Origin of the sequence: Paraburkholderia tropica (assembly GCF_914484835.1) — a bacterium.
GTDB lineage: Bacteria > Pseudomonadota > Gammaproteobacteria > Burkholderiales > Burkholderiaceae > Paraburkholderia > Paraburkholderia tropica_A.
Genome location: NZ_CAJZAR010000009.1, coordinates 1 through 519, shown reverse-complemented (window position 1 = coordinate 519; position 519 = coordinate 1). Strand labels below are relative to the sequence as shown.

Here is a 519-nt window from a genome sequence, read left to right as displayed (position 1 = left end):
GGCGGTGGCGGCGGCGGCGGTGGCGGCTCCAGCGGTTGCGGCTGCGGCAGCGGCGGTCACGGCGGACCGTCGGGCGGACCTTCAGGTGGACCTTCGGGCGGCTTCGGCGGCGGCTTTGGCGGCGGCTTTGGCGGCGGTTTCGGCGGAGGATTCGGAGGCGGATTCGGCAAAGGTGGACCGTCAGGCGGCCCGGGCGGCGGGTACGGCGGCGGACACGGTGGCGGCCATGGCGGCGGCAGTCATTGATCTCGCACGGCGGTGCGCAGACAGCGCCGCAGCCACCCCGAATTGGCGCGACGGCCGGTCGCGCCATTCCAGGCAGCAACGGCGGCGGTATTCCGGTCCCCCGGCCGGGAGCCGCCGCCGGTGGCCGGAAGCTGCGCATGACGCGTGTCTGCTGGCGACCCGGCCGCGCATTTCATGAGGCCTCAGCCGCTGGTGGCGCGCTGCGCCGCCAGCTCCCGTTACTATCTTCACTCCTCGACAATCGAGGATTTGGTCAGCTAGGCCCGGCATGAT

1 protein-coding gene is annotated in these 519 nt (G+C 72.8%); it reads left to right on the top strand.

The genetic code is table 11. From position 1 onward, the window contains the following. Positions 1 to 424, top strand: a 424-nt coding sequence (locus LDO54_RS01670) for a hypothetical protein (protein ID WP_224005249.1), incomplete at its 5' end; no start/stop codon positions are given. Positions 425 to 519 lie beyond the last annotated feature (95 nt).